Below are 19584 nucleotides of genomic sequence, written 5' to 3' on the forward strand. Positions count from 1 at the left end.
TATGCTCTTACTTGCTTTCAAGAATTTTATCCGTTCGCGCAGTGTATTGCTGGGTATTGTTTTCCTGCTGCTGACTGGCGTCATTAGCTTATTGATTGGTCGGCAGTTTCTTGACAGGCAACATCAGCACCTGCGTGATGTACAGGCCTGGCAGCAGGAACACGTTCAGCGTAATGTTGCCTTTCACGACAAAGAGATCGGTTTGCTGCTATATTATCTCCGTTTCTCGCTGGTGAACGAAACGCATCCATTGAACGGGCTCTCGATCGGTCAACGGGATGTAACCCCTTCCGTCAAAAGTCTGAACATCCGTAATCTCGAGGCGCAGCAATACGATACCGACCTGTACAACCCCACCAACCTTTTGCTGGGCAACCTCGACTTCAGTTTTGTACTGATCTACCTGTTTCCGTTGATGATCATTGCCTTCACCTATAATACACTGTCGGGCGAAAAGGAGCAAGGCACCTGGTCATTGCTGTCGCTGCAGGCAGGCAAGCCGGGCAAACTGATCCTGCAATTATTTGCCTTGCGGGGCGCAGTACTGCTGGCCCTGTTTATCGTGCTGGTGGCGCTGGCCATCCCGATACTGGGATTGCCCCTGGACAGGGGGCTGCTGGCTGTTGTGACAGTGGGCATCCTTTACCTGCTTTTCTGGCTGTCGGCAAGCTGGTGGATATTGTCCTGGCAGAAAAGTTCACCGGTGAATGCGATCAGTTTGCTGGCCCTCTGGGTGCTGCTGACCATGGTATCACCAGCTATGATCAACAATTTCCTGATCAACCGCTACCCTACGCCAGAAGCATTGGAAACAGCGGTGGAGCAACGGCGTGGTTACCACGATAAATGGGACCAGGATCAGGTGCTGGCTATGAAACCATTTTATAAACATTACCCGCAATTTGCACATTATGGCGTGCCCAAAGATCGTGGCTGGTTGTGGTATTTTGCCGCACAGCAGATGGGTGATGATGAGGCGAAGGCCAGTTCGGACCTACTACGGAAAAAGCTGCACAGCCGGGAGCAAGCAGGCCAGGCCATCGCCTGGTTCATCCCATCCCTGCATGTACAATGGCAGTTGAATGGCCTGGCACAGGCTGGGCTTGGCAATTACCTGCAGTACCTTGACCGGGCGGCAATATTCCATGAAGCCAATCGCCTGCATTATTATCCAGCGATCTTCGAAGGTCGTGCCGTGAGCAGTGAAGACTGGAAAGCGATACAGGTAACGCGTTTTACAGCGCCGCAATACGTAGACTGGCTACGCCTGACCTTGCCACTGGTACTGAGTGTGGTCCTTTTGTCATTGCTTAGTACGTTCAATGGCAGAAAACAGTTTCAATAATGCCTGAAATGATTACTTTTAGGGTCTTCCAACTTCGTTCACCCTGACAAGCCTCCGGCTGCAGGCATTTCAATCATTACTGATAGTGTAGTAAAAAGCCATCGAGTCATGCAAAACAAGATTTGTATCCGCATCGCCATCGCCCTTTCAAGCGTACTGGGCATCACTTCTCCAGAAGCCGCACAAAGCAACGTCGACGAGCTGAAAGCCATCATCCTGCAAGGTGACAGCCTTTTTTGGGCGGGCTACAATACCTGCGACACTTCCCTTACCGGTCGCTTTATCGCCGATAACCTGGAGTTCTTTCACGACAAAGGCGGCCTTACAAAAGGCAAGGCGGCTTTGCAGTTGAGCCTGAAGAAAAACCTGTGCAGCAATCCCGACTGGCATTTGCGCCGGGTGGCGGTACCGGGCACGGTCCAGTTTTTTCCGCTGGCCAATAATGGCGAGTTGTATGGCGCCATCCTGCAAGGTGAACACTATTTCTATGTAACGGAAAAGGGAAAACCGGAGTTCCGCGACGGCCGGGCCCATTTCAACCATTTGTGGCTGAAAGAAAACGGCCGGTGGGTAATGGTGCGCATACTGAGCTATAACCACCATGCCGCAGAGCCGGAAACGGGTGGCGCGATCAAGTTGCCCGCTGCTACATTGCAACAATATACTGGTCGTTACAGCGGTCCGGAGAACGACAATGTAACGGTAGCCGTTGCCAATGACGGACTGCTCATTAAAGCGGGCAACCATTCATTGGTCGTACAAGCGTCCTCAGAGACTGAGTTCTTTTCTTCCGAACGTCCGTTGAAGTTCTCGTTTGTAAAAAACAGTGCCGGGAAGGTTACAAGCTTGAAGGTGCTGGAAAAAGGGACTGTGACAGAGGAGTTGAAGAAGGTGGAGTAAGGTAAATCTTTTCAAAAAGTAAAAAAGCAAAAGGCGATTGTCTTTTGCCTTTTTATGATCGTATGCCAAGGTGATAAAATACCCTGCTTCGCGACTCATCCCGGCAACAACAAAGCACCCAGATCTTCCCAATCACTGACGGGCTCTTTATGACCGAGCATTCCAGCGATCATGGTATAGACATCGGCTGCTGTTTTTCCTTCCTTGCGCCAGTATTGAATGGAGGTATCTGAAGCAGACTTGGAAAGCTTCATTTCGCCCTCTTTTTTCAACAGTGGGTGATGGTAAAAAGTAGTATTTAAAAAAGGTTGATCCTGTAAGAGCGTCGCGAGGTAAAGTTGTGCCAGCGTTGAGTCATAGAGATCTTCGCCACGCACCACCAGGTCAACACCATAGTGGTGATCATCTACCACCGAAGCCAGTTGATAGGATGGATAACCATCCTTTTTGCGCACCACGAAATACTGCATGGTGGCCGGTAAACGCGCCTCCACACTGTTGTAGGGCCATTTCTTCATCCGCAATGGCCGGTCAGCGCTCGTATATACACGCCAATTCACCTCAGGCGTCTCCAACGGAATGGATTTCAGCAAACAGGTACCCAGGTAGGCTTCACCACCCTCCGCTGCTACCTGGCTGCGCGAACAATTGCAGGCGAACACCGCGTTCTTATCCTCCAGTCGCATCAGCGCTGCTGCATATTGCGGCATGCGGTGCACCTGCGAATATTCTTTTTCAAACTGGGCTGCATCCCTTGGGCCTTCATCCCACGGAATTTCGAGGAAATTCAGCGTATCGAATATATCCTGTACAAATGCCGGCTGCACCCGCTGCCGGTCGAGGTCGTCGATACGCAGCAGGATGCTGGCGCCCGCCCGGCGGGCCATAGCAGCCGTCAGCGCAAAAGACAGTGCGTTGCCCAGGTGCAGGTAGCCGCTGGGAGTGGGTGCGATCCTTGTTTTCTTAAAAGACGGATTTTGTAGCATCAGTGCAAACGGTTGAACAATTAGGAGAATGGTTTCAATATTCTGGCAAGTTTAATGAATATTTGTTCAATTATTCATTCCACCACTGTCAGTCATGAGAAGAATTCCGCTTGGTTGCTTGCTGTCCATGATCTTTTTGCCGGTTGTATCCGCATTTGCGCAGCCATCCGGCAAACACAATTTATCATTCAACCAGCTCGCCAACCGCTGGGATGAAGCCATGCCTCTTGGAAATGGCATGCTGGGTGCACTCATCTGGCAGAAGCAATCCAAACTACGTCTTTCGCTCGATCGCGCTGATCTCTGGGATGAAAGAAAGGCGATGGATATTTCGAAGTTTAATTTTGCCTGGGTAGAGCAACAGGTGTTGAAAAAAGATTACAAACCCGTACAACAACTGGGTGACTATCCCTACGACAATGTCCCCTATCCTACCAAACTACCCGCCGCGGCCATGGAATTTGACATAGCATCCCTGGGTAAGGTAGTATCCAATACGCTCGATATACAAACTGCACTCAACACGTTGAAATTCGCCAATGGCGTCGTATTCAACTGCTATATCCACGCCACAGATCCCGTTGGCTATTTCGGATTTGAAAATCTATCAGCTGGTAAGTTCGCTGATCTGTTGCCCAAACTGATCGTGCACAATTACAACAATGGCAAAACCAACGGCAGCGATAACAGTCATGCGGGCCAGGGCCTGGAAAAACTGGGATACCAAAAAGGAACTGTTACCCAAACAACTAACAGTATCCGCTATCGTCAGCCTACCTATGACGAACACTTTTACGAAGTATTGGTGCAGTGGACGAAAATGCCCAATAACAAACTGATCGGCAGCTGGACGGTATCCAACGACAAAGCAGCCAGCCTGCCTAAGATCGACTCTACCAGCGCTGAACCAACCGGCTGGCCAACCCATATCACCTGGTGGCAACAGTACTGGGCACAATCATCGGTGAGCCTGCCGGATGCCGCCCTTGAGAAGCAATACTATCTCGAGCTCTATAAATTGGGCAGCGTTGCCCGCGCCGGAGCACCAGCCATCACCTTACAAGCCGTATGGACCGCCGACAATGGTAGCCTGCCGCCCTGGAAAGGAGATTTCCACAACGACCTCAATACACAATTAAGTTACTGGCCTGCTTATACCGGTAACCGGCTGGCTGAAGCAGCCACCTTTACCGATTGGTTGTGGAAGATCAAGCCGAAGAACCAGCAATACACCAAACACTATTTCGGCGTAAAAGGTCTCAATGTACCCGGCGTGGCTACTTTGAGTGGCGACCCGATGGGTGGCTGGATCCAATATTCCTTATCCCCTACTGTGGGTGCCTGGTGCGCACAGCATTTCTATTGGCAATGGAAGTATTCGATGGACAAACTGTTTCTGAAGGAGCGAGCGTATCCCTACCTGCACGAAGCGGCTACCTACCTCGAACGGATTACCCGGCTTAAAAATGGCGTACGCAAATTGCCTTTGAGTAGCAGTCCGGAATACAACAACAATGACATCAGTGCGTGGTTCCTGGAATGGAGCAATTTCGATTTATCCCTGGCCAAATTTCTCTTTGCCGCAGCAGCGGAAGTGAGCGATGCAGCGGGTAAGAAATCGGAAGCCAAGCATTGGAAAGCCGTCTTGGATCAATTACCCGCGTATGAAGTGAATGAAACGGGTTTTACGGTCGCGCCGGGTCAGAACCTGAACGAATCGCACCGGCATTTCTCTCAGTATATGTCAATCTATCCCCTGGCCCTGCTCGACATCAACCGGCCTGCTGATAAACCGATCATCGAAAACTCGCTCCGGCGCATCGAAAAAATGGGTACCCGCGCCTGGTGCGGTTATTCTTTTGCGTGGATGGCCTGTCTGTATGCCCGCACTTACCAGGCCGACAGTGCGCTACGCCAGTTGCAGATCTTTGCCTCCAACTTCTGTTCGCCCAATAGCTTTCATCTGAATGGCGACCAGAAAGGCGGCCAGTACTCCGGCTTCACCTACCGCCCTTTTACACTCGAAGGCAATTTTGCTTTTGCGCAAGGCGTGCATGAACTGTTGCTGCAAAGCCGGCAGGGGTATGTAGAAGTATTTCCGGCCGTGCCGAAAAGTTGGGATGATGTATCATTCAGCAGTCTGCGGGCAGCTGGCGGATTGCTGATATCGGCCACCAAGGTGGAAGGACTGAGTACCACGGTCGAGATCAAAGCGGAGAAAGGCGGGCTAGTTCGCGTCAAACTGCCCTTCACGCATTACCAATGCTCCGACCGTACGAAACCTATTGAATCCAAAGATGGCATTCTCACGTTTCTGATGAGCGCTGGAGAAAGCGTGACGTTTATCGGGCGGTAGATCCGCGCCACAAAACCTGGCAAAACAGGCGCATTCCACTTCCACCACCGATCAACCACCAATAACACCCATAAACCAATAACAATCAACCATTCAGTATCATTCTCCAGCCACATGGTCGGAGAACTGTCTGTTCCCACTCTACACATCCTCTACACATCCTCTGAATCCTCTCTGGTAAGCAGAGCATATCCAGAAGGGGTGCAGACCATGTGCAGACAATATCCAGGCAATGTGGCGAGAAACCAGCAGCTAATGAACATCCACCCTATGCACACGCTTGCTAAACGCATTTAAAAACTCCTACATGGCCCCAAAACCCATCAAGCAAGAGTAAGACCCAAAAGCCAGTTCCGGGCGCTTAAAACGCCTTAAAATCGATGGCGGAATTTCAACAAAAAAAGGGCTCAAAAAGCCCCTTTTTTATAAATCTTTTTTTATACGCCAGGTTTTCTGGCGAAAAACCGGCGCAATTAAAACTGCAAACTGAAAGCCGTACCCTCGCCCTCCACGGAGTTGACGTTGATCTGCCCCCGGTGCAGCATCATGATCTGCTTACACAAACTGAGGCCAATACCACTTCCACTTTTCTTCGTGCTGAAGAAGGGTATGAATATTTTATCCAACAACTCTTCCGGCATACCGATACCATTGTCAGCCACCTTGACGACCACCCGGCGATTGGATGCCAGATAACCCGACAATACGATCCGTGGCTCTGCCTGGTCCTTCACCGCCTCCATGGCATTCACCACGAGATTGATCAGCACCTGCTCCACCAAGCTCGTATCGGCTTCCAGCATCAGGTCGGGATCTTTGAGGATGATCTCCATCTCGATGTTCTTGGCATCCAGCGTCGGTTCCATCAATTGGTGCAGGTTCTCGAACAGGTCGCGCACATATACCTTCTTCAGGTTGGGTTGTGTGATCTTGTTGAGGTTACGGTAAGTCTCGGCAAATTTCAACAACCCTTCACTGCGCCGCTTGATCGTATCGATGCCCAGCTCCAGGTCATCGAGCTGGCCGCCTTTGTTATCGAGCGAACCCATCGACTCCTGCAAACGCAACTTCAACGTGGCTGCCAGTGAAGAAATGGGTGCAATGGAATTCATGATCTCATGGGTCATTACACTCAACAGTTTCTGCCAGGCTTTCGACTCCGTTTCGTCCAATGCTTCGTTTACGTTTTGAAAGGCCACCAGTTTGTATACAACACCTTCCGTCTGGAAAGCAGTCGCTGACAACAGTACTTTCACGGCATTCTTTTCCGGGTGCGCCGTTGCGATCTTGCTGTCGCCGGGCTTCAGGATGAGTACCTGCCGGTACAGATCGCCATCGCGCTTGGACAACGAATGGATCGTTTTCAGGTAAGGCAATTGCAACATACGCTTCAATGCCTCATTCATCCACACTACATCTCCTCCCTCCTCTTTGAACATCAGTATGCCGGTATCGATCAGTTCAAGTATCTTTTGCAAATACTGGTATTGCGTTTCTTTCTCCTTGCTGATCACCTTGAACGTAGAATTGATCTCGTTGAATCCCTTGCGCAACGGTTGAAGTTCTACCGGGGCATGTTTCACATCGAAATACCGGGAGAAATCCCGGTAATGTACCGACTCCACAAACGCATTCAATTCATCGTGCGCCTTCCGCTGAAAACGGTACAGGTCCACCATCTGGTAAGCGATCACCGGCAACATGATCACCAGGTAGATAAAATACTGGTGCACGATCAGGAAGGCGGTGGCCGTCAATGTTACCAGCAACAGGAAAATGCGGCTCAGGATGCGCCATTCTATATTCCGAAAATCCATCATAATAGTTCCGTTTCACTAAGGTTTGCCTCGTTACCGGGGCTTCTGAATGGCAGGCACCAGTCTGTTGGGGGTGGTGTACCGGCCGGCCGTCTAAATATCGTATTTACTCAGTCTTCTGTACAAAGCAGTCCGGGTAAGGCCCAGCTCCTTAGCGGCCTTGGTGATATTCCCATTGTGCTTTTCGATCACGCGCAAAATGGTATTCTTTTCCACCGAACTCAGTTTCAGTTCGTCAGGTTCCGAATCCACGACCACCGTCGATTCGATGGGTGAGAAGATCAGGTCGCTGGCCTGCAGCACATTGCCATCGGCCATGATCACGGCCCGCTCGATGGTGTATTGCAATTCACGAATATTGCCGGGGTAATGGTAGGTCAGTAATTTCTCCATTGCGCGGGTGTCGAACTCCAGTACCGGCTTGAGGTATTTGTTGCTATAGATCTTACTGAAATGTTTGGCCAGCAAAATGATGTCATTATCGCGCTTGCGCAAGGGTGGCACCATGATCTCTACGGTATTGATGCGATAGATCAGGTCTTTGCGGAACTTGCTCTCGTTGGCCAATTCGGGCAACGGCACATTGGTGGCGCAGATGAGGCGGATATTGATGGGCAGCGGGTCGTTGGTACCCAGGCGTGTTACCTGCCGATTCTGTAACACACTCAATAATTTGGCCTGCTGGTGCAGCGAGATATTGCCAATTTCATCAAGGAACAGTGTGCCTCCATTGGCGCCTTCAAAGCGCCCAACGCGGTCTTCGCGCGCGTCGGTGAAAGCCCCTTTCTTGTGGCCAAAGAGCTCACTTTCAAACAGGCTCTCGGTCAGCGCGCCGACATCGACCTTGACATAGGCCTTATCTGCCCGTAGCGAATGCTGGTGAATGGCTTTGGCGATCAGGTCCTTACCGGTACCGTTTTCACCAAGTATCAAGATATTCGCATCCGTGGGAGCGATCTTCTCGATCTTATAGAAGATATCGCGCATGATCTCCGACTCGCCCAGCAATTCCTTGCCGATGATCGAGTCATTGGACAGGGCCGGCCCGGCAGCTGCCTTGCCCGACGTTGTACGCTTCAGTGCGTCCTTGATGGTCGTGATCAGTTTTTCGTTGTGCCAGGGTTTTACCACAAAATCGGCCGCCCCTTCTTTCAGGCTGCGCACCGCCAGGTCAATATCGCCATAGGCTGTGATCATGATTACCGCTGCCTCCGACTTGAACTCTTTCTTCACTTTGCTGAGCCAAAATATGCCCTCGTTGCCCGTATTGATCGAACTGGTGAAATTCATGTCGAGCAGGATCACATCGAAAGTCTGCTTGGATAGCAGCCAACGCAGGTTTTCGGGGTTCTTTTCCGTAACCACCTCTTTGGCTTCGGTCTTGAGCAGGAGGCGTACGGCCGTCAACACATCGGTATCATCATCAATGATTAAAACACTGGCATTCTTTAGTAACATAATGGGGAAAATATATATTGAGTTGGATGCAACATAACGCAACTACAATTATACCATAATTACAAAGGCATGGCAAACAATTTTTTACGCAAAAACAGCCTTTCAGGCCAACTGTATCGAAAGCGGACAGTGGTTGTAGCGGTAACGAACAGATTCGTAGAGAAGCTGCGCCTAAGTAACTGGCTATCATAACACTTGCATTCTGGCACGGCGTTGCTTTCTTAGTAGGACAATTAGGTATTTCTCATGTGATTGTTATTGTGGTCATCCGGCCATCAGCCAGCCGGATGACTTTTTTAAAAAAACTAAATTCTAAAAGCATATACCGTGGACAGAGTCATTGCCAAAAAGAAGTGGTCGAGCAAAAAAGTCTTAACGATCGGAGGTATTGTAGCCCTTGCCGGCCTGATCGGCGCCAGCATTTATTTCACCTCGGGTAAAAAACGCCTGAATGTCGACACGGAACGTATTACCATCAGTGAGGTCAAGAAAAATGCATTCCAGGAAACTATTCCTATCAACGGCGTCGTATTACCGATCACCACCATTTACCTCGATGCCCAGGAAGGTGGCCGGGTGGAAGAAAAGTTCGTGGAAGACGGGACCGTCATGAAAAAAGGCCAACCGATCCTCCGCCTCTCCAACCCTGACCTGGCACTGAACCTCGTCAACCAGGAAACCTCGGTGTACAACCTGCTGACGCAGATGCAGATCGCGAGCAACAATGCCCAACAAAACACGGTCACCAAGCTGAACCAGATGACCGATGTAGAAAACTCGCTCAAAGAAGCTGAGCGTATCTACAACCTCAACAAGAAGCTGTATGCCCAGAAAGTGATTGGCGAACAGGAATTCCGTCAGTCTGAAAATACGTACAACTACAACCTGCAAAAGAAAAAGCTGACGGCCGAGATCCTCAAACAGGACTCTGTATCTACCAATCAGCAGATCACGCAGGCCCGCCAGCTCTATGTTGGTTCTCAAAACGCCCTCGACCTGACCCGTAAAAAGGTTGGCGACCTGATCGTACGCTCTCCGGTGGATGGTCAATTGACCTCACTCGATGCGGAATTGGGTCAGAATAAGAACAAAGGCGAACGCCTCGGACAGATCGACGTACTCAGCGGCTTCAAAGTAAGAGCCGACATCGACGAGCATTATCTCTCCCGCATTTACAACGACCTGACCGGTACTTTCGATTTCGCCGGCAAGAGCTACAAACTCCGGATCACCAAAGTATACTCGCAGATCACCGCCGGCAGGTTCCAGGTAGATATGCAGTTTGTAGACGACGTCCCCAAGGGCATCCGTCGTGGTCAAACCTTACAGATCCGCCTGGCGCTCAGTGACGAAACGCAGGCTGTGCTCCTGGCCAAAGGTGGTTTTTACCAGCAAACCGGTGGCAACTGGATCTTCAAGGTGAGTGAAAATGGTAGCACGGCATATAAGGTCAACATCAGCCTGGGCCGTCAAAGTCCAGACTATTACGAAGTACTGGAAGGATTGAAACCTGGTGACAAAGTCGTTACCTCCAGCTACGAGAACTATGGGGATATGCAGGAATTGGTACTCAAAAAAGAATAACCGGCTCATAATACCGGACAACCTGTAACATTCATCAACATTTATACGTCATGAAAAGCAAGTTCACCTATGCCCTCTTACTGCTGCTTTGCGGCACCATGGGCGCCTCGTCCAACAGGAATGCGACCACCTGCGATGCGATCAAACGCACCCAGGATGCCGCCACCCTGATGGCAGAGCCAGGAACGCCGAAGGTCAATACGGAGGCCAATGCCGTCGTAGAAGCCACCGGATACCTGCCAGGATTGAACGTCGTTTTCTCCAACTAACCTAACAGTCGCCGGGCGGCCGGGATAACAAATAAAACAAATAACATGATCAAAATCACAGACCTCGAGAAAGTCTACCGTACAGAAGAAGTTGAAACTGTGGCGCTGAACAAATTATCCATTGAAGTAAAAGAGGGTGAGTTCGTAGCCGTGATGGGACCTTCCGGCTGTGGCAAGTCGACCCTGTTGAATATCCTCGGCCTGTTGGACGATCCCGATGCCGGCAGCTTTGTGTTCAATGGCCAGGAGATCGCACACTTCAATGAGCGCAAACGTGCAGACCTGCGCAAACACAATATTGGTTTCGTATTTCAGAGCTTTAACCTCATCGACGAACTGACGGTGTTCGAAAATGTGGAACTGCCTCTCATTTATACCGGCGTTAAATCGGCCGACCGTAAAAAACGTGTGGAAGAAGCCCTCGACAAGATGCAGATCATGCACCGCCGCAACCACTACCCGCAACAATTGTCTGGTGGTCAGCAGCAGCGTGTGGCTGTTGCCCGTGCCGTGGTCAACAACCCCAAGCTGATCCTGGCGGATGAGCCCACCGGTAACCTCGACTCTTCCAATGGTAACGAGGTAATGACCCTGCTCACTGACCTCAACGAACAAGGAACTACCATCGTCATGGTAACGCACTCCGAACACGATGCCCGTTACAGCCACCGCATCATCCGGATGCTGGACGGACAAGCCGTGTTGGAAAACATCATGGTTTAAGTTGTTCGTGCCACGGGTGTAGTGGTTGCGGCTCATGCCGTCCCCTACGCCCGTAGCCGAAGTTATCCCATACACCGCTAAAAAAGCGTATAGTCATGATCTACAACTACCTGAAGATAGCCTTTCGCAGCTTGCTGAAGTATCGGTTTATCTTCTTCACGAATCTTTTTGGCCTAACCGTAGGTTTTACCTGCTGTCTGCTCATCTTCGTGTATATCCTGCACGAGACCAGTTTCGATAAGCAACATCCCCGGGCCGACCAGACCTACCGGGTTACCCGTCTTTTCCGCAATGCCGAGACCGGCGCTACCAACCTTAACCTGGGTGCGGTAGCTCCTCCCTTTGCCCCCTATCTTACCAATGACTTCAAACAGATAGAAGGTATTACCCGTGTACTGCCCACCGGCAACCTCACGTTGCGTTATGAAGACAAACTGTTTAGCGAAAACGATGTTTACTTCTCCGACGAACAGTTCTTCGATTTCTTCGCCGTAGACGTTACCAAAGGCGATCGGAAAACTGCCCTCAATGAACCGTATACGGTGATGCTTTCGGAAGAAGTGGCCAACAAGTACTTTGGTAACAGCGACCCCATCAACAAAATGGTGAAGGTTAACAACGAAGCCAAAGCATTCAAGGTGACGGGCGTATATAAGGCTTTCCCGACCAATATGCACCTGCGCCCCAACCTGATGGTGTCCTTCAATACGCTCCGCGACTCTACCATTTACGGTGAAGAGAACCTGCGTACCAACTGGGGCAATAACGCTTTCTACACGTATATACGTTTGCCAGCCGGATCGGATCCCGCAAAACTCGAAGCCCAGTTCCCGGCCTTTATAGACCGGCACCTTACACAAGGCTCGGCCGTTAAAGCGTCCAAATGGACGCAATTGTCATTACAAAAGCTCACGGACATACATCTCCACTCCCACCTCGACTCGGAGATCCGGGAAAACGGTGATATCCGTCGTGTATATATCTTCTCTGCTATTGCGTTGTTTATCCTGCTCATTGCCTGCATCAACTATATGAACCTGGCCACTGCCCGTTCGGTACTGCGTGCCCGGGAGATTGGTATTCGTAAGGTAGTGGGTGCAGAACGCAAAGAACTTATTTTCCAGTTCCTCAGCGAATCCACGCTGATCACCTGGCTGGCTATGATCCTGGCCTTTGTCCTCAGCTGGCAGCTGATGCCTTTCCTGAATAAGGTATCGGGACAAACACTCAGCATTACTGCCCTGCTGCGCTGGGAAGTATTGGTCCCCATCCTCCTCGCACCATTTGTCGTAGGCCTGGTCGCCGGTATCTATCCCGCCCTGTTCATGTCTTCCTTCCGCCCTATCAAAGTGCTGAAAGGATTCATGAAGACTGGCGGCGCCAACATCTCTTTTCGCCAGGTACTCGTCACTACGCAGTTTGCGGTTTCGATCATGCTGATCATCGCCACGGCAGTCGTGTACCGCCAGTTGCAATACATGCAGGAGAAATCACTGGGTTTCGACCGTGAACATATTGTGACGATGGGTTATGACGGCGACCTCAGTCCGAGGTATGATGCCTTCCGTGGCGCCATGCTGTCCAATACACAGATCAAAAGCATTGGTCGTTCTTCACGCATCCCCACCGGCCGCCTGCTGGATGCCAATGGCGCCTCCATTGAAAGGGGCGACTCATTGGCCCCCGTCACTGCCGACATCAAATACCTGGTAGCCGACCAGGACTTTATTGGCACTTATGGCGTTAAGACTGTTGCCGGACGCTCTTTTTCCCGCGATTATGGTTTGGATACTGCCGGCTTTATCGTCAATGAAGCGGCGGTGAAAGCGATGGGCCTGGCTTCCAATGAAGCAGCCGTGGGTAAGAATTTCAGCTACGGCAATCGTAAGGGCAAGATCATCGGCGTGATCAATGACTTCCATTTCGAGTCCCTGCACCAAAGTATCATACCGCTGGTATTGCTGATGCCGGAAAGCGATCGCTACAACCGGCTCTCGATCAAAGTATCTGGTAGCAATATGCCGGCGGCACTCGCGCACATTGAACAAACCTGGAAACAGTTTCTGCCGGAAGCCCCCTTCAGCTACACCTTCCTGGATGACCGCTTTGCCGACCTGTACCGGGCCGAGCAACAGCAGGGCACCCTGTTCACCATCTTTGCGAGCATCGCTATCGTGATCGCCTGCCTGGGCTTATTCGGGCTGTCGGCCTTTGCGATCAACCAGCGCATCAAAGAGATCGGTATACGGAAAGTGATAGGCGCTTCCGTACCAAGTATCGTGACCCTGCTGTCGAAAGACTTTCTGAAACTGGTAGCTATTGCCACGGTCATCTCCTTCCCCATCGCCTGGTACGCGATGAACAACTGGCTGGAGGATTTTGCGTACCGCAGCACGATACCCTGGTGGATCTTTTTAGGAGCCGGCATCATCGCGGTGATCATTGCCCTGGGCACCATTAGTTTCCAGGCGATCAAAGCGGCTACTGCCAACCCTGTTAAAAGTTTAAGAAGCGAATAATTTACCTCATTCATCAACCGAAGTATATGAAAAAGTATAGTCTCCTCCTGTTACTCGCCGCGCTTGCTTCAGGCGCCATGGCCCAGGAGAAAAAAGAATACACCAGTATCAGCAAAAGCATCAGCGATGATGGCAAAACGCTGGACATGAAAGTATCTTTCAAAGCAAAGGGCGAGAAAACCCAGCATTATGAAAACACATTCGATATCCGTAACCTGAGCAAGAGCGACAAAGAAGCACTCGTGAGCAGGATCATGGATTCGCTGGGTGTACCCAACCAGACACCGCCTGCTGCTCCTAAAGCGCCGGAACCACCTAAGTCGCCGGAGGCCCCCAAGGCTCCGGAAGCGCCCAAGGCACCCAAACAAAGGCGGTATGCTGCCGCCCAACCTATTCCTGCTAACGCTATCAACCTGCAACAATATGCGTAACCACCGTCACCTTACGCTCGTAGCGATTGCCCTGCTCGTCCTAGCAACAGCCTGCGACCGCGACACCGTCGTCAAAAACTCCATTACGTATGACAAGGACATCCTGAAGGTGGCCGTATACGTTAAGGTCGATGGCCAGGTACGTAAAGACTATAAACGGGAGATCAATGTAGCCGGTCTCCCCAAAGAAGAAAGGGATGCCCTGGGTAAGCAATTGCTTGACTCGCTCAAGGCTTTGCCCGACAACTAAGCTTCCATCCACCTATGCTGGCCATACCACCCTACCCATTGTTCATTACCCAACCAATCTAAATTAGTATGTTTAGCAATTACATGAAGATCGCCTGGCGCAACCTCTGGAAACACAAGGTATTTGCCACGATCGTAGTATTTGGTATGGCCATCGCCTTTGCCGCAGCTTTGTTGCTCTCGGCCACTGCGTACCACGAATTGTCGTACGACCAGTTTCACGAAAACAAAAACCATCTTTACCAATTCTATTTCCAGGAGCAGCATGCCAACAGACAGGAAGAGAGTTCCTCTATGCCGGTTCCCCTGGCCCCTGCCCTCAAGGCCGATTACCCGGAAATAAAGCATATTACCCGCTACGGAAGCAGTCCCTATAGTACTGCCCGCTACAACAACAAGGAAGTGAATTTCAACATCCGCTCGGTAGACCCCGATTTTCTGCAGATGTTCACTTTCCCGGTAGTTCAGGGTAATACCAAGGCCCCCCTCGGCAACCTCAATGACGTGGTACTCACCGACCGCGTGGCCAGGATCATTTTCAAAGAAGAAGAGCCAATCGGCAAAACAATCGAACTGAAGCAAGACAACGGCTGGCAGTCATTCACCGTTGCTGCCATCGTCAAAGACTTCCCCGACAACAGCAGCTTTACTTTCGACATTCTCCAACGTTTCGAGCATTTTGGCGGCTACCGCGATCTGACCGATGTGTGGGATTCTGACAACCACGAAGTATTTATGCAGCTGCAGGACAACGTGCAGCCCGCTGCCTTCGAAAAACAAACTTATTCCTTCGTTCATAAACACTATGCAGAGAAACTCACCTCGCTGAAACGCGATGGCGCCCTTCCCGACAATACTGGCGAACTCGTTCGCCTGCGCACGATCCCGATGAGTGAGATCCACTTCAACGAGATCAGTAATTCGGGCGAAGGTGTCAATGCCTTCTATCCTTATCTGCTGCTGATCATCAGCGGCTTTATCCTGTTTATTGCCTGTGTGAATTTTGTGAACCTATCGCTGGCCCGTTCCTTCACCCGCTCGAAAGAGATCGGCATCCGCAAGGTGATGGGCGCTATGCGCTGGCAACTGATCTCCCAGTTCTGGGGAGAAGCACTGATCGTGAGTCTGCTGGCCCTCGTAGCCGGCGTGGTGCTTGCCTGGGGTATCATGCCTTACTACAAACAAGTATTTTACCGCAGCATGTCGATGGAGATGCTCAGCTCGCCGATGATGTTGCTGTATATCGTTGCAGGTTTCATTCTCGTCACCCTGATCGCTGGCGGCTATCCAGCCTGGATCATCTCCGCCTTCAAAACCGTAGAGTCGGTGAAGGGCAAACTGCCTGTGGGCCGATCGCACAAAGTGCGCAACACCCTGATGGTGGTTCAATTTGTGTTGTCGTCCCTGCTCATCATCTGCACCATGATCGTATGGCAGCAGCTGAACTACCTGCGTACCAAACCACTGGGCTATAACAATCACCAGGTGATCAGCTTGCCCATTGGTCCGGCCATGGACCCAGAGAAGGCCCTGCACCTGATGCGTGACCGGCTGGCGAAAGAACCCCGTATCCTGAGCGTCACGGGTACAGACATGAATATGGGACGTGGTCGGGATGGCTCTTCCTCTACCTCGATCATGGGATTCGATTATAAAGACAAGGGCATCAAAACGCACTGGCTGCGGGTCGATTATGATTACCTGAAAACAATGGATATCCAGTTGCTGGAAGGGCGTGATTTCTCACGCAATTTTGGCACAGATACCGGTGGTGTGATCATCAATGAGACCATGGCGCGACAATTGGGTGAAAAAGATCCTTTGACGGCCGTACTGGACATCGATGGTGGTAAGTTGAACGTGATCGGCGTCGTGAAAGACTTTCACTTCAAATCCCTGCACCGTGAATTGGCTCCACTGACCCTGACGATCCGTCCCAACTGGGGCATGTCGTATATCTTTATCCGTGTACAACCGGATAACCTGCCTGCTTCGATGGACGTGATCAAGGGTGCCTGGAAGGAAGTAAATCCCAAAGCCACCTTCAATGCCTCTTTCCTCGATGAGAATACAGATCGTACTTACAATGGAGAAACGAAATTATCCAAAATATTCATCAGCGGTGCCGTCTTGGCGATCCTGATCTCCTGTATGGGCTTGTTTGCCATTGCCCTGCTGGCGATCCTGCAACGCACCAAGGAGATTGGTATCCGCAAGGTGCTGGGTGCCAGCGTACCGCATATCGTCGGCCTGGTATCCCGCGACTTTATGATCCTGGTGCTGGTCGCCATTGTGATCGCGTCGCCGATCGCCTGGTATGCCATGCACAACTGGCTGCAATCATTCTATTACCGCATCGATATTGCCTGGTGGATCTTTGCATTGGCGGGTGTCCTGGCGCTTGTCATCGCCTTTATCACCCTGAGCCTGCAATCGGTAAAAGCTGCCCTCAGGAACCCGGTAAAAAGTTTGCGCAGCGAATAACCCACGAACTAAACAACCAACACCAACCATACAAACAGTATCGATGTTCAGGAACTATCTAAAAACAGCTTTCAGGAACCTGTGGAAACACAAAGCCTTTTCCTTCATCAATATCATGGGGCTTACCGTGGGCATGACGGCCTGCTTCCTCATCTTCCTGTATGTACGCTTTGAACTATCTTACGACACTTTCAATACCAAAGCAGACCGGGTGTACCGAATCGTGGGGGATCTGAAAACGCCTTCCGAAACACTGAAGACCGGCGGTCCTTCGTGGGCAGCACCTCCCAATATCAAAGATGAGTTTCCCGAAGTGGAAGCCTTTGTGCGTTTCAACGGCGATTATATGCTGCTGCGTCGCGGCGATATAAAGATCCAGGAGCCCAGCATCGGATTTGCCGACTCCGCCCTCTTCAAGATCTTCGACTTCAAACTGCTGCAGGGTAATCCCGAAAAAGCATTGACCGAACCACAGAGCATCGTATTGTCGGAAAAAGCCGCCAAGAAGTTTTTTGGCAATGAGAACCCCATGGGGCAAACGCTGCTGATGTGGGATAGCGGCGAGCCAGCCAAGATTACGGGTATTATGAAAGAAATTCCCGAGAATTCGCAGCTCAAGGTAGATGTCTTTGTATCGATGAGTACGCTCACCGGCAAATTTGCCAAGGACCTCGACAACCAATGGGGTAACTATGGCACTTCTGCCTGGTTGTTGCTAAAACCCGGCACCAATTACAAGGCGCTGGAATCGAAGTTCCCGGCCTTCATCAAAAAGCGGGCGGGTAAAGAAGAGGCGGAGATGCAGATGTATGCCACCCTCAAGCTGGAGCCTTTACTCGATGTATACCTGCATTCGGAATACGCAGCCAACGGCAGCATCACCAACGTATACATCTTTTCGATCGTTGCCGTTTTCATCCTGCTGATAGCCTGTATCAACTTCATCAACCTCACCACTGCCCGCTCTACCGAGCGTGCCAAAGAGGTGGGCATTCGTAAAGTGGTGGGCGCCGGTAAGGTGCAGCTGGTACGCCAGTTCATTGGCGAATCGGTTATCCTTTGCGTGGTCGCTTTCCTGTTTACCATCGGGCTGGCAGCTTTGTTGCTCCCCTTGTTTAACCAGCTCGCCGGCAAGGAAGTGAGCCCTGGTATTTTTAGTAACTGGGGGTATATCGGCACCCTGTTTGCGGCAGCAATTGGTATTGGTATGCTGGCTGGGATTTATCCCGCACTGGTACTCACCTCCTTCCAACCGATCGTGGTATTGAAAGGCCGCTTCTCGACCGGTATGCGCGGCATCTTGCTCCGGAAAGGGCTGGTAGTAACGCAGTTCAGTATTTCCATTGCGCTGATCATCGCCACCATCATCGTTTACCGACAGATGGACTTTATGCGTAACCAGGACCTGGGTTTCAAAAAGGACCAGATGGTGATCATCAATACCAATAATGATCCGGCCCGGGAAGCCTTCAAACAATCGTTGACTACTGTGCCTGGCGTACAGGCGGTATCGTTGGCCGGTAGTGTACCCGGCGGTGGCAATCCAGGTGCCTATTCGGAGGTGGAAAACTTCAAAGGCGACCTGCAGATCGCCAACCTCGACCTGTATTTTGTCGATTTCGATTATATCAAGATCTATGATATGAAGATGGCAGCGGGCCGCCCTTTCTCCCGCGATTTCCTTACGGATACTACGCAGGCCATGATCATCAATGAAACTGCTGCGCGGCTTTTCGGCTATCCCAGTGCCGAGCAAGCCATTGGTCGTCGTTATAAACAGTGGGGCAGCGAAGGCAGGATCGTCGGTGTGGTGAAGGATTTTCATTTCCGTTCCCTCCAAAGCCAGATCAAGCCGCTGACCATGCGGATCAATCCTAAAGGCTCGGGACTGGTATCTGCGAAAATTGCCCCTACCAATGTCAAAGCCACGTTGACGGCTATCGAGAACAACTGGAAACGCATCATGCCCAACCGGCCTTTCAGCTATCGGTTCCTCGACGAACAATTTAATGAGCAATACCGTGCGGAAGAACGTTTTGGTAACCTCTTCTTCAATTTCGCCATCCTCGCCATCTTCATTTCCTGCCTGGGCTTGCTGGGCCTCGCCGCCTATAGCACCGCGCAACGGACCAAAGAGATCGGCATCCGTAAAGTGATGGGCGCTTCGGTAGCCGGCATCATCAACCTGGTATCGAAAGACTTCCTGAAACTGGTCGGTATTGCCTTCGTGATTGCCGCGCCTACTGCCTGGTACTTTATGCACAAATGGGTAGAAGGTTTCGCCTACCGTACCCCAATCGCCTGGTGGGTATTCCTGCTGGCCGGCGCGCTGGCCCTGGTCATCGCCGTGGCCACCATCAGTTTCCAAGCCATCAAAGCAGCTATCATGAACCCTGTAAAAAGCTTAAGAAGCGAATAATTCATCATTATAAAACTGCACACCACCCACCACCCATCATTGAC

The 19584-nt window shown here is 51.1% G+C and carries 14 protein-coding genes; 11 read left to right on the forward strand and 3 right to left on the reverse strand.

Translation table 11 applies throughout. The annotated features are described in order from the left end of the window. The first annotated feature begins 1 nt into the window (after position 1). Both P2W70_RS32960 and P2W70_RS32965 read left to right on the forward strand, forming a co-directional pair. Positions 2-1345 (forward strand): DUF3526 domain-containing protein, encoded by a 1344-nt coding sequence (locus tag P2W70_RS32960; protein WP_276485877.1) that lies wholly within the window; start codon positions 2-4, stop codon positions 1343-1345. Positions 1346-1453: 108 nt separating this feature from the next. After that, complete coding sequence (locus P2W70_RS32965; protein WP_276485878.1) at positions 1454-2245, forward strand: nuclear transport factor 2 family protein; 792 nt, start codon at positions 1454-1456, stop codon at positions 2243-2245. A 95-nt stretch (positions 2246-2340) separates the two neighbouring features. Here P2W70_RS32965 and P2W70_RS32970 read toward each other — a convergent pair whose 3' ends face one another. Beyond that, positions 2341-3231, reverse strand: a complete 891-nt coding sequence (locus P2W70_RS32970; RefSeq protein WP_276485879.1) for a glutamate--tRNA ligase family protein — start codon at positions 3229-3231, stop codon at positions 2341-2343. Positions 3232-3325: 94 nt separating this feature from the next. On the opposite strand from P2W70_RS32970, the gene P2W70_RS32975 reads away from it, so the two are divergent. Continuing rightward, entirely contained in the window at positions 3326-5587 is a 2262-nt protein-coding gene (locus P2W70_RS32975) for a glycosyl hydrolase family 95 catalytic domain-containing protein (protein WP_276485880.1), read from the forward strand. A gap of 473 nt (positions 5588-6060) precedes the next feature. Here the strand turns inward: P2W70_RS32975 and P2W70_RS32980 are convergent, their stop codons facing one another. Then, positions 6061-7407, reverse strand: a complete 1347-nt coding sequence (locus tag P2W70_RS32980) for a sensor histidine kinase (protein ID WP_276485881.1) — start codon at positions 7405-7407, stop codon at positions 6061-6063. Between the two features lie 90 nt (positions 7408-7497). Further along, positions 7498-8862, reverse strand: a complete 1365-nt coding sequence (locus P2W70_RS32985) for a sigma-54-dependent transcriptional regulator (protein ID WP_276485882.1) — start codon at positions 8860-8862, stop codon at positions 7498-7500. A gap of 327 nt (positions 8863-9189) precedes the next feature. On the opposite strand from P2W70_RS32985, the gene P2W70_RS32990 reads away from it, so the two are divergent. The 8 genes from P2W70_RS32990 (at position 9190) to P2W70_RS33025 (ending at position 19540) form a co-directional block, all read left to right on the forward strand. Beyond that, positions 9190-10446, forward strand: coding sequence for an efflux RND transporter periplasmic adaptor subunit (locus tag P2W70_RS32990; RefSeq protein ID WP_276485883.1), 1257 nt, complete (start codon positions 9190-9192; stop codon positions 10444-10446). 50 nt (positions 10447-10496) lie between these two features. Next, complete coding sequence (locus tag P2W70_RS32995; RefSeq protein ID WP_276485884.1) at positions 10497-10715, forward strand: hypothetical protein; 219 nt, start codon at positions 10497-10499, stop codon at positions 10713-10715. A gap of 45 nt (positions 10716-10760) precedes the next feature. Next, on the forward strand, positions 10761-11438 hold the full coding sequence (locus P2W70_RS33000) for an ABC transporter ATP-binding protein (protein ID WP_275832779.1): 678 nt from the start codon (positions 10761-10763) through the stop codon (positions 11436-11438). A 95-nt stretch (positions 11439-11533) separates the two neighbouring features. Next, a complete protein-coding gene (locus P2W70_RS33005) occupies positions 11534-13957 on the forward strand; it encodes an ABC transporter permease (protein WP_276485885.1) in 2424 nt (807 codons plus the stop codon). 26 nt (positions 13958-13983) lie between these two features. After that, positions 13984-14388, forward strand: a complete 405-nt coding sequence (locus P2W70_RS33010) for a hypothetical protein (RefSeq protein ID WP_276485886.1) — start codon at positions 13984-13986, stop codon at positions 14386-14388. Next, positions 14381-14638, forward strand: a complete 258-nt coding sequence (locus P2W70_RS33015; RefSeq protein WP_276485887.1) for a hypothetical protein — start codon at positions 14381-14383, stop codon at positions 14636-14638. The genes P2W70_RS33010 and P2W70_RS33015 overlap by 8 nt, the downstream gene beginning before the upstream one ends. A gap of 68 nt (positions 14639-14706) precedes the next feature. Further along, positions 14707-17121 carry an ABC transporter permease gene (locus P2W70_RS33020; protein ID WP_276485888.1) on the forward strand — a complete coding sequence of 805 codons (2415 nt, stop codon included), beginning with the start codon at positions 14707-14709 and terminating at the stop codon, positions 17119-17121. A gap of 43 nt (positions 17122-17164) precedes the next feature. Next, on the forward strand, positions 17165-19540 hold the full coding sequence (locus tag P2W70_RS33025; protein WP_276485889.1) for an ABC transporter permease: 2376 nt from the start codon (positions 17165-17167) through the stop codon (positions 19538-19540). Positions 19541-19584 lie beyond the last annotated feature (44 nt).

This window comes from Paraflavitalea pollutisoli, assembly GCF_029360705.1.
Classification (GTDB): Bacteria; Bacteroidota; Bacteroidia; order Chitinophagales; family Chitinophagaceae; genus Paraflavitalea; species Paraflavitalea pollutisoli.

Coding starts and splice junctions, on each gene's coding strand:
- P2W70_RS33005 (WP_276485885.1), top strand. CDS start 11,534: ATGATCTACAACTACCTGAAGATAGCCTTTCGCAGCTTGCTGAAGTAT.
- P2W70_RS32965 (WP_276485878.1), top strand. CDS start 1,454: ATGCAAAACAAGATTTGTATCCGCATCGCCATCGCCCTTTCAAGCGTA.
- P2W70_RS32985 (WP_276485882.1), bottom strand. CDS start 8,862: ATGTTACTAAAGAATGCCAGTGTTTTAATCATTGATGATGATACCGAT.
- P2W70_RS33010 (WP_276485886.1), top strand. CDS start 13,984: ATGAAAAAGTATAGTCTCCTCCTGTTACTCGCCGCGCTTGCTTCAGGC.
- P2W70_RS32980 (WP_276485881.1), bottom strand. CDS start 7,407: ATGATGGATTTTCGGAATATAGAATGGCGCATCCTGAGCCGCATTTTC.
- P2W70_RS33015 (WP_276485887.1), top strand. CDS start 14,381: ATGCGTAACCACCGTCACCTTACGCTCGTAGCGATTGCCCTGCTCGTC.
- P2W70_RS33025 (WP_276485889.1), top strand. CDS start 17,165: ATGTTCAGGAACTATCTAAAAACAGCTTTCAGGAACCTGTGGAAACAC.
- P2W70_RS33000 (WP_275832779.1), top strand. CDS start 10,761: ATGATCAAAATCACAGACCTCGAGAAAGTCTACCGTACAGAAGAAGTT.
- P2W70_RS32975 (WP_276485880.1), top strand. CDS start 3,326: ATGAGAAGAATTCCGCTTGGTTGCTTGCTGTCCATGATCTTTTTGCCG.
- P2W70_RS32960 (WP_276485877.1), top strand. CDS start 2: ATGCTCTTACTTGCTTTCAAGAATTTTATCCGTTCGCGCAGTGTATTG.
- P2W70_RS32970 (WP_276485879.1), bottom strand. CDS start 3,231: ATGCTACAAAATCCGTCTTTTAAGAAAACAAGGATCGCACCCACTCCC.
- P2W70_RS33020 (WP_276485888.1), top strand. CDS start 14,707: ATGTTTAGCAATTACATGAAGATCGCCTGGCGCAACCTCTGGAAACAC.
- P2W70_RS32995 (WP_276485884.1), top strand. CDS start 10,497: ATGAAAAGCAAGTTCACCTATGCCCTCTTACTGCTGCTTTGCGGCACC.